The sequence below is a fragment of the bacterium genome (genome assembly GCA_037143175.1).
GTDB lineage: Bacteria > Verrucomicrobiota > Kiritimatiellia > CAIKKV01 > CAITUY01 > JAABPW01.
In genome coordinates, this window is record JBAWZF010000016.1 from 22341 (window position 1) to 31998 (window position 9658).

At 53.3% G+C, this 9658-nt stretch carries 9 protein-coding genes; 8 read left to right on the plus strand and 1 reads right to left on the minus strand.

Annotated features, from left to right (window positions below; all coding sequences use genetic code 11):
* Positions 1-3: 3 nt before the first annotated feature.
* Positions 4-636, minus strand: coding sequence for a DUF47 family protein (locus WCI03_07300; GenBank protein MEI8139656.1), 633 nt, complete (start codon positions 634-636; stop codon positions 4-6).
* A gap of 122 nt (positions 637-758) precedes the next feature.
* On the opposite strand from WCI03_07300, the gene WCI03_07305 reads away from it, so the two are divergent.
* The 8 genes from WCI03_07305 to WCI03_07340 all read left to right on the plus strand — a co-directional run bounded on the left by WCI03_07305 (position 759) and on the right by WCI03_07340 (position 9647).
* Positions 759-1445, plus strand: coding sequence for a response regulator transcription factor (locus tag WCI03_07305; GenBank protein ID MEI8139657.1), 687 nt, complete (start codon positions 759-761; stop codon positions 1443-1445).
* A 2-nt stretch (positions 1446-1447) separates the two neighbouring features.
* Positions 1448-3220 carry an ATP-binding protein gene (locus WCI03_07310; protein MEI8139658.1) on the plus strand — a complete coding sequence of 591 codons (1773 nt, stop codon included), beginning with the start codon at positions 1448-1450 and terminating at the stop codon, positions 3218-3220.
* 39 nt (positions 3221-3259) lie between these two features.
* Entirely contained in the window at positions 3260-4204 is a 945-nt protein-coding gene (locus WCI03_07315) for a thiamine-phosphate kinase (GenBank protein ID MEI8139659.1), read from the plus strand.
* Complete coding sequence (gene tsaE, locus WCI03_07320) at positions 4179-4619, plus strand: tRNA (adenosine(37)-N6)-threonylcarbamoyltransferase complex ATPase subunit type 1 TsaE (GenBank protein MEI8139660.1); 441 nt, start codon at positions 4179-4181, stop codon at positions 4617-4619. Before WCI03_07315 ends, tsaE begins: the two co-directional genes overlap by 26 nt.
* A 98-nt stretch (positions 4620-4717) precedes the next feature.
* Positions 4718-6001, plus strand: coding sequence for a serine--tRNA ligase (gene serS / locus WCI03_07325; protein MEI8139661.1), 1284 nt, complete (start codon positions 4718-4720; stop codon positions 5999-6001).
* Between the two features lie 60 nt (positions 6002-6061).
* Entirely contained in the window at positions 6062-7402 is a 1341-nt protein-coding gene (gene tilS / locus WCI03_07330) for a tRNA lysidine(34) synthetase TilS (protein ID MEI8139662.1), read from the plus strand.
* Positions 7403-7473: 71 nt separating this feature from the next.
* Positions 7474-8055, plus strand: a complete 582-nt coding sequence (locus WCI03_07335; protein ID MEI8139663.1) for a hypothetical protein — start codon at positions 7474-7476, stop codon at positions 8053-8055.
* A gap of 47 nt (positions 8056-8102) precedes the next feature.
* Positions 8103-9647, plus strand: a complete 1545-nt coding sequence (locus tag WCI03_07340) for a mechanosensitive ion channel family protein (protein ID MEI8139664.1) — start codon at positions 8103-8105, stop codon at positions 9645-9647.
* The last annotated feature ends 11 nt before the right edge of the window (positions 9648-9658 follow it).

The window sequence follows — 9658 nt, forward strand, 5'->3', positions numbered from 1 at the left end:
CGGCTAGGAATACTTCAGAACGACCTGAAAGATGATATTCCCGACATCGCGACAGCGGTCTATAATTTTCTCAAGCGTCTCGTGCAGGTCGAGAATGATGATGACCTTTAAAGGGTCATGTTTGCCACTATACAAGTCCTTGACCAGATCGAGCATGAGTTTATCGGCCTCACCCTCGAGATAGTGGAGGCGGTTGTTGAATTCTTTGACCTCCTCAAGATGGGCTTTTGCACGGAGCTTTTTAACCATCTGGGCGACGGTATCGGTGGTTTTTTCAAGGATAGCCGCTTGTTCGAGAAAACTTACATCTTTCAGCATGCTCTTGCAGAGCATATATTTTTCGCTGAATTTTTCTGCAGTTTTCGGGATCTTATATAGCGCGAGGGAGAGGGACTCGATATCCTCACGTTCCAGCGGCGTCACAAAGGTTTTACATAATTCCTCGGTGATTTGTTCCGTAATCCGCTTATCCTTGCGGCGGGATTGGATGAAATCACCCATGGATGTGGTGCTCTCCGGCGATTTGATCATGGTGAGTAGAAGCTGGACGCTGGCCTTGGCTTCGTCGGCACTGGCTTCCAGAAGGTTGAAGAACTTATCGTCATACCCGAGTAGTCGTCTGATGGCAGTTATCATGGGGAGAACTTATGCCATAAGAAGGTGAAAAAATCACGAAAATTTCCTCATGAACTTCTAACAAGAAACTTTTTCCCTTTACCGCGGAGTTTGCCTACTATGCTCAAAGGTAAATGATGCAAATGACTAAAACACACATTTTGGTTGTCGAGGATGAACGCGATATTCTGGATCTCCTGGTCTATAATTTGACACGGGAGGGGTTTGAGGTCACCGGCCTTGCCAACGGGGAGCAGGCACTGCAGGCGATTTCCCGGGAAAAGCCGCATCTGATATTGTTGGATTTGATGTTGCCGGGTGTGGGGGGGCTGGAAATCTGCCGGTTACTCAAGGCCGGACCCGAAACGGTGGGAATTCCCGTTATCATGGTCACCGCCAAGGGTGAAGAAGCGGATGTGGTCGTTGGGCTGGAAATGGGGGCGGATGATTATGTTGCTAAGCCCTTCAGTATGAAGGTGTTGCTGGCGCGGATTCATACCGTGCTCCGACGTCACGAACAAATCCAGGCCAAACCCGATGTGACACTCAAGGTGCATGACATCGTGATCAATCCAGGACGGCATGAAGTGTTGTGTGGAAGAACCTCAATTGAACTCACCGCCTCGGAATTCAGTTTGCTGCATTTTTTAGCGCAGCGTCCGGGTTGGGTATTTACCCGCGAGCAGATTGTCGACGGCGTGAAGGGTGAGGATTATGCGGTTACCGACCGTGCGGTGGATGTGCAGATGGTTTCGCTGCGGCGGAAACTTGGAAAACGGGGCGAATATATTGAAACCGTACGCGGGGTAGGGTACCGGTTTAAGGAGTGAGTATGCGACCAAAGCGATTGTTCTGGAGAATTTACACCTATTTTCTGATCGTAACCCTCGGTACTCTTGCGGCAACCGCCTGGTACGTTGATCGCTCATTGTACACGTTCCATCAGGATCAGGTTGCCTCTGACCTGTTGGCGCGAGCCAGGATCATTGCCCTGGAGCTTACGCCCCCCCTGGAGCAGAATGCGGCAGCTTTGAATCAACTGATCAACGATCTGGGACGGCTGACGCTGACCCGTGTCACGGTGATTCTGCCGGACGGCCGGGTCATTGCCGACTCTTCTGAAAGTCCGGCGGGCATGGAAAATCATCAGAACAGGCCTGAGATTCGCGAGGCACTGGCGGGACGGACGGGTAAGGCTTCTCGTTATAGTGATACCTTGCGACGCCGTCTGATGTATCTGGCCATTCCGGTTTGGCAGGAGGCGACCATTGCCGGGGTGGTGCGGGTTTCGCTCCCCATCGCGGTGATTGATGACGCGCTCAAGGCCCTCTATGGCACCATTGCTTTTGGGGGGGTAGTGGTGGCGACTTTGTTTGCCCTGTTGGCGCTGGCGCTCTCACGGCGGATTACCCGGCCACTGGAATATATGCGACAGGCTTCCGAACAATTTGCCAATGGGGAGTTGCATGCCAGGATTCCCGTGCCGGACACTGCTGAGATGGGCGTATTGGCGAAGACCATGAATCAAATGGCGCTGCAACTTCATGAACGGGTACGTACTGTGGCGCTTCAGCATAATGAGCAGCGGGCGGTGTTGGCGAATATGATGGAGGGCGTTCTGGCGGTAGATATGACGGAACGTGTGTTGCATATCAACCCTGCGGCTTGTCGCTTGTTGGGACTGAAGCCGGATGAAGGTCGTGGTCGCCATATTCTTGAAACGATCCGGAATATTGAGTTGCAGGAATTTCTGGCCGAGACCTTGGCCGCATCGGATCCTAAGGAACGGGAGATTGTGCTGCGTGGTGAGGAGGAACGCTTCATTCAATTGCATGGCACGGCGCTCAAAGACGCGGACGGGAAAAATATCGGGGCACTGGTAGTCATGAATGACATCACCCGGCTGAAAAGGCTGGAAACCATGCGGCGTGATTTCGTCGCCAATGTTTCACACGAATTGAAGACGCCCATCACAACATTGAAGGGGTGTGTTGAAACCTTGTCTGACGGGGCGGTGAATCGGCCCGAGGAAGCGAAGCATTTTCTCGATATGATGGAACGTCATGTGAACCGGCTTGAACTGATGGTGGAGGATCTTCTCGCACTGTCCCGGTTGGAGTTTGAATCGGAGCGCGGGGTGATCGTATTGGGGCCGGGCTCTGTGCAGGATGTTGTTGCCCGTGCCGTTCAGTCGTTTTCAAAGCGGGCTGAGGCCAAAGAAATTCTGCTGGTCATGGATTTCCCGGATGCCTGTCAGGCGCTTATCAATGCTCCGTTATTGGAGCAGGCGGTTGGTAACCTGCTGGACAATGCCATCAAATACAGCCCCGAAGAAACGCGTATTACGGTAACTGGTGTTCGGGCTCAGGACTTCGTTGAGATTCGGGTGACGGATCAGGGTGGGGGGATCGAGCGACAGCACTGGACGCGTATTTTTGAGCGCTTCTACCGGGTGGATCAGGCGCGGAGTCGTGCCCTGGGCGGGACCGGCCTGGGGTTGGCGATTGTCAAACATATCGCCCTCGCCCATCATGGCAGCGTCTCTGTCGAAAGTGTTCCCGGTCAGGGCAGCACTTTTCATCTTCGCATTCCGCGGGCGGGGTGAGCAGCCAGGAACCGATAACAATTAACGGATAATCATTCCATGAACGCTCAACAGATAGGTGAAGACAACTTGATCCGGCGTCTGAAACGGTTGGTGCCGGGGCGTGCGGATGTGATCGCTGGCATTGGAGATGACTGTGCCGTGGTGCGGACGGGGCGTCGCGATCCTTATGATTTGTTGCTGAAAAGTGATCCTGTAATTGAGGGGATCCATTTTGGGGCGGATACGGCGGGGGCGGCCATTGGACATAAAGCCTTGGGGCGGGTCTTAAGCGATATCGCAGCAATGGGTGGCGAACCGTTGTGGATTCTTGTGGATCTGGTTTCCCCTCCAACGGAATCGGTAGCCCGCATTGAGTCGATCTATCGGGGTATGGCGCGATTGGCCCGCCGGCATAGTGCGGCGATTGTCGGGGGTGATACCAGTAGCGGGAACGTTCTGGAGGTGCATGTTTTTGCCGTGGGGCGCGTGTCCCGTGGACAGGCGGTGTTGCGCTCAGGAGCCCGGACTGATGACCTTCTCTATGTGACGGGCGCTCTTGGCGGGAGTTTACTGGGGCGCCATCTGCGCTTCGAACCTCGTCTGGTCGAGGGACAATGGCTGCGCGAGTCTGGTGTGGTTACCGCCATGATGGATATCAGCGATGGGTTAACCACGGACTTGCGGCGGTTGGCTGCCGCAAGCAGAGCCGGAGCGGTGCTGGATGCAGGCTGCATTCCTGTGTCGGCGGCCGCCCGGCGAATGAAGGATAAACGCCCGGCACTTGAACATGCACTTGCCGACGGCGAGGATTTTGAATTACTCTTCTCAGTTCAACGCCGGAAAGCGGCGTCTTTTGAATCTGCATGGCGAAAAGCGTTTTGTCTGCCTTGCTCCAGGATCGGGGCGATGACAGCGAAGCCAGGGCTTGTAGAATTGCGTGATGGGCAAGTTTCCAAGGAATTGATGCTTCATGGATATGAGCACTTTAGTCGTCGTCTCTAATAGCGTGAAAGATACGCATAAGTTGGCCAGGCATTTGTTGAAGCAATTGCCGGGGCCTCAGATACTGGCTTTGCATGGCGATCTGGGAAGCGGCAAGACCTGTTTTGTGCAAGGTCTTGCGGCGGCACTGGGAGTGGATCGCCCAGTAACCAGTCCCACGTTTACACTTGTTCATGAATACCGTGGGACCCGCTCACTAGTTCATGTGGATCTCTATCGGTTACGCGATTCGCTCGATGCCCTGATGCTGGGACTCGAAGAATATTTTGAATCGGACGGAATTACGGCCATTGAGTGGGCGGATCGGGCTGAAGATATCTTTCCGCCACAAACGATTCACATTTCCTTCCAAACCATGACCTCCTCGCATTCCCGACAAATTACAATTACCTCGCCAATGAAATTGAAGCCCTGATATGCAAATCAAATTAAGCCTTTCTTCCATCATTGCATCCTGCCGTTAGCTTCGCTAGCATCATCCCACTTTTAATGAACCAACCATTGGGGTGAGTTATGCTGGATATCAAATTGATTCGTGATCATGAGGATAAAGTGCGCCAGGGATTATTATCGCGGGGCGTCAGTTTGGAGTTTCTGGATGCCGTGGTCGTCGATGACGCCGTCCGCCGCAAGCTGGTGACCGAAGTCGAAAACCTGAAAAATCAGCGTAATGTGGTTTCGAAAGAAATTGGTATGCTTAAGAGTAAGGGCCAGGACACCGCTGCAACACAAAAATCTATGCGCGAGTTGGGCGACTTGATTGTTCAAAAGGATGTCGAAGTTCGGGAAATTGACAGCCGCCTTAAGGATAACCTGTTGCGAATACCCAACCTTCCGCACAGCAGCTTGCCAGACGGGCTTGATGCCGCCGCCAATGTGGTGGCTCGGACTCATGGGGTGGCGCGTTCGTTTGCTTTCCAGCCCAAGGGTCATGTGGATGTCGGGGAACGGCTTGGGATCTTTGACTTTGCCCGAGGCGCCCGTATGACAGGCTCCGGGTTTCCTCTATATCTCGGGCAGGGCGCCAAATTGCAGCGTGCCCTCATCCAGTTTATGCTTGATCTACATACGACTGAGCATGGTTATACGGAAATGTTGCCCCCGTTTGTTGTCAACACCGCGTCCATGATTGGTACCGGGCAGTTGCCCAAAATGGCGGAAGACATGTACCACGCCACCGACGATCTCTGGTTAATTCCCACAGCTGAAGTGCCGGTGACGAACTACTATCGGGACGATGTGATTGATAAGCCCCTGCCGGTTTATCTGACGGCTTATACCCCGTGTTTCCGCCGTGAGGCGGGTGCAGCTGGTAAGGAAACCCGTGGCATTATACGTGTCCATCAGTTTGACAAGGTGGAGATGGTGAAGTTTGTTGAGCCCTCCACATCCTATGCGGAGTTGGAGGCGTTGGTGGTGAATGCTGAGGATGTCTTACAGCGGCTGGGCCTACATTATCGAGTGCTGTCGCTTTGTAAGGGTGATATCAGTTTTGCCGCCGCGAAATGTTACGACATTGAACTCTGGGCTCCGGGCCAGAATGGGTGGCTGGAAGTGTCCTCTTGCAGTAATTTCGAAGCTTTCCAGGCACGGCGTGCGAACATCCGATACCGGCGTGAAGATGGCAAACTGGATTTTGTCCACACTTTGAATGGTTCTGGCGTGGCCTTACCGCGCTTAATGGTTGCCATTCTGGAGAATGGCCAGGAAGCCGACGGGTCCGTGACGCTGCCTGAAGCGATTGTTCCCTATATGGGCGGCATTCGCCAGCTTACGCCAGTGGGCAGTGGGCAGTAGGCAGTGGGCAGTAGGCTGAAAATCAATCATTCTCACCTCCCGGAGGGGGGGCGGATTCTTGTGGCAGTGTCAGGGGGGGCGGATTCGGTGGCACTGCTTCATGTGCTGCATTCCCTGGCAAAGGTCAATCGTTGGCGATTGACGGTGGCTCATCTGGAACATGGGATTCGTGGTAAAACGTCCCGTGACGATGCTGCCTTTGTCCAGAAGCTGGCCCGTCGCCTGAAAATTCCCTGCATTGTCGGGCGAGCCAAAGTTCCCGCTCTGGCTAAACGTGAAGGTGTTTCCCTGGAGATGGCCGCTCGTGAGGCCCGTTATACATTTCTAGTGCGAACGGCTCTCCGTGTCGGGGCTGATATGATCGCGACGGCTCATAACGCTGATGATCAGGTTGAGACACTGCTGTTGAAGTTCCTGCGCGGGGCAGGGCGGGGCGGTCTTTCAGGAATAGCTCCCTCCACAGAGGTTTCAGGAATCAGGGTCGTGCGGCCTTTACTCGAGATTCATCGATCTGTAATTGAGGCCTATTTGCGGGCACAAAAATATCTCTGGCGCGAAGATGAATCCAATGCGGACTCCGCCTTTATGCGGAATCGCGTCAGGCATGAACTGCTTCCTTTGTTGGCGCGGGAATATAATCCCGGAATTCGCCAGACGCTACAGCGTACCCGGGAAGTGTTGGTTGCGGAAGATGAGTGGTTGGATGACTTGGCGCGGGGAATCCTCAAGGAGTGTCTTGAGGAAGGGGTGAGTGTCCCCCTGCGGAGTGACCGTTTAGGCGTTTATCCACTTGCGGCCCGAAGGCGGGTAATCCGATTATGGCTTTATGGGCAGGGCGTGCCGGAAGAGGGATTGGGCTTTGATTCAGTGTCCCGAGTTGACCGGTTGGTCGGGCAAACAACGGGAAGTGGAGCCGTTGAATTATCGGGTGGGTGGAAAGTGCGGCGACATTATGGCTGCCTGCAAGTCCAGTCCCGTGAATGTGTTGAGACACTTACAGCGCGCCTCAAGCTGAAGGTACCTGGCAAGACGGTGATACCAGAATGGGGCCTCACCGTTTCCATAACGGAGAAACCGGGCGTGGTTAAAGAGAAAGGGGCGGGCCCAGGAATTTTTCCTGCTAAGGCGAGCTTAAATGCGGCGGTATGGGCTAAACGAACCCTGTGGATTCGCGGGTGGAAGGCGGGAGACCGCATGGTTCCATTTGGCATGACGGGATCCAGGAAAATCCAGGATATTCTGGTAGATGCGAAAATTCCGAGAGCCGACCGGCACCGGGTGACGGTGGTGGAGTGTGACGGGGAAATCATCTGGATCCCCGGCTACCGCATTGCCGCAGGTTGGGCCGTCGCCAATTCCGCTAACAAGAACCTTCAAGTGGACGTTTTTAAAGAAGTATAATCCGCTTGTGCTAGGGCTGGGGCGGGGCTAATATTTAGATTCACTTTGTCAAACCTTAGTAAGGAGTTTTTATGAGTGTAAATAAATGGATGTTGGGAATGGTGGCGTTTGTGGCGACCTCGTTGACGGTTCAGGCTGCTTCTGAGGAATTTTATTTTGTAAAGACTAAGGGTCTGGATAAACAAATCGAAGTGAAGACGATGTCGGCGACAGAATACAAGGCGCTCGAGGCGGTTATCAAACTTGAACAGAAATATTTACCGGCGGCCGTGGCAGAGGCGGCGAAAGAGTGGCGCGCGGATGAACTCAACAAAGGCACTCCTTTTCTCGGGAATCGATTGACGCCCCGTACGATCCTGACCTCGATGAAATATTCAACCTCAGAAAAAGCCGAAGAGGCGCTCTCAAAATATGAGGAGCTCCAGTCGAAGAAAGAGGAGCGGGAGTTCAAGAAGAATAAAACAAAGGGCAAGGGCAAAGATAAGGATAACAAGGACGCAGATCTTCAGGCAGCCTTGGATCTGGTTCAGCCCAAACTTGATGCCTTGATTGCCAAAGCAGGCGGTGCGGGTGGTGGCAAAGATGCCGCCCCGGGTCTCGAAGTCCCTGGTGGTGCCAAGGTAGGTGCCGCTGTTGAAAAGGTGGGCAAATAACCTGCTTCTGATAACTGCCCTCCTCTTTTTTTATTGCCGGAGACGTCATGATGGAATTAGCAATGTGGACGTTGGTGCAGGAGGGGGGGCGGTTCGACTCCGTCAGTCTTCTGGTCCGGTTTGGTTTATTTATTTCGGCATATCTGGTCTTTTCGGTGGCCCAGCGATTCTGGATCCAGCAACGGCTTCTCCGCAATGTCAGCTTTCCCTTGAATTTGTTGATGATGGTGTTGCTGCTGTTGGTGTGCTTTAAGCCGCTCCTCAGTCAGTTGAATCCTTACGTTCTTAATGCGATTCTTGCGGCTGCGATTTTTCTTGGAGCCTCTATCGGTCTTAAAGGTGCTGATGTTTTTCTTTTTGATGTGATGGCCCAGTGGAGGAAGCGCCCCCAAGTACCGCTCCTATTGCGCGATATCGGGCGTTGGGTGCTCTCCCTGGTGGCACTGATCCTGATCATTCGCGGTTTTTTCCCCGGAGTGAATCTCGATATTTTCGCCATGTCGTCGCTGGTCGTTGGCTATATTGTTGGTAATGCGACGCAGGACACATTGGGGAATTTATTTGCCGGTCTGGCGCTGAATACTGAGCGTCCATTTCAAATTGGCGATTGGGTGACGGTGAGCGGCAATACGGGGCGCGTGGTGGATACAACCTGGCGTGCGACGAGGTTGCGCACCAAGTCCGAGGATTACATTATTATTCCTAATGCTTCCATCGCACGGGACGCGATTATCAATTATTCCAGGCCTACCACGCAGCATGGGTGCTATCTTCCCATCGGTGTGGATTATGAGAGTCCGCCTAATGCGGTAAGGAGCGCCATACTGAGTGTATTGGCGGATATCCCGGAGGTGTTGAGTTCCCCCGCCCCTGTCGCTAATCTTACGGGGTATGGTGATTTTTCGATGAATTTTACGATTAAGTTTTTCATCGCAGATTATTCTCAACTTGATCCAATTCAAAGCATGGTCATGGATCGGCTTTGGTATGTGTTTAAACGCCAGGGAATTGGAATCCCCTATCCCATTCAGGATGTGAGACTCAGCAATCGGGTGGTAAGTGAGCGAAATATCCTTGAGGTCAATCGCAAGGCGGTGCGGGACCTCGTGAAGCGGGTGGAGTTGTTTCAATCCTTGTCTGATGCCGAATGTGAAGGGTTGGTTGCTTCGGTGGATACTGTGCCCTTTGCAGCAGGAGAAACTCTTTGTCGTGAGGGGGACCCCGGTGATTCGTTTTATGTGATCCGGTCTGGAACAGTGGTGGTGAAAATCCGCGGTACTGATGGGGTCTCAGTTGAAGTGGCGCGACTGTCAAAAGGCCAATTTTTCGGTGAGATGTCATTGCTTACCGGAGAGCGACGTATGGCCTCGGTGGTGGCTGATGAAGATGTAGAGGTGGTGCGGGTGTCGAGTCAGGACTTTGCCGCTTTGCTCAAGGCGAATTCCGAGTTGGCCAGCAAACTTGCGGCTGCGCTTGAAAAGCGGTTAGCCGGGCGCCAGGCCCATCTGGCGATCTCATCAACGAAAATGCCTGTGCCGGAGAATCAATCTATGCTTGCCGCGCGGATCCGGCGATTTTTTGGGCTCGTTTAAAAGAATTTGGA

Coding starts and splice junctions, on each gene's coding strand:
- serS (MEI8139661.1), top strand. CDS start 4,718: ATGCTGGATATCAAATTGATTCGTGATCATGAGGATAAAGTGCGCCAG.
- WCI03_07310 (MEI8139658.1), top strand. CDS start 1,448: ATGCGACCAAAGCGATTGTTCTGGAGAATTTACACCTATTTTCTGATC.
- WCI03_07340 (MEI8139664.1), top strand. CDS start 8,103: ATGATGGAATTAGCAATGTGGACGTTGGTGCAGGAGGGGGGGCGGTTC.
- WCI03_07305 (MEI8139657.1), top strand. CDS start 759: ATGACTAAAACACACATTTTGGTTGTCGAGGATGAACGCGATATTCTG.
- tsaE (MEI8139660.1), top strand. CDS start 4,179: ATGAGCACTTTAGTCGTCGTCTCTAATAGCGTGAAAGATACGCATAAG.
- WCI03_07335 (MEI8139663.1), top strand. CDS start 7,474: ATGAGTGTAAATAAATGGATGTTGGGAATGGTGGCGTTTGTGGCGACC.
- WCI03_07300 (MEI8139656.1), bottom strand. CDS start 636: ATGATAACTGCCATCAGACGACTACTCGGGTATGACGATAAGTTCTTC.
- WCI03_07315 (MEI8139659.1), top strand. CDS start 3,260: ATGAACGCTCAACAGATAGGTGAAGACAACTTGATCCGGCGTCTGAAA.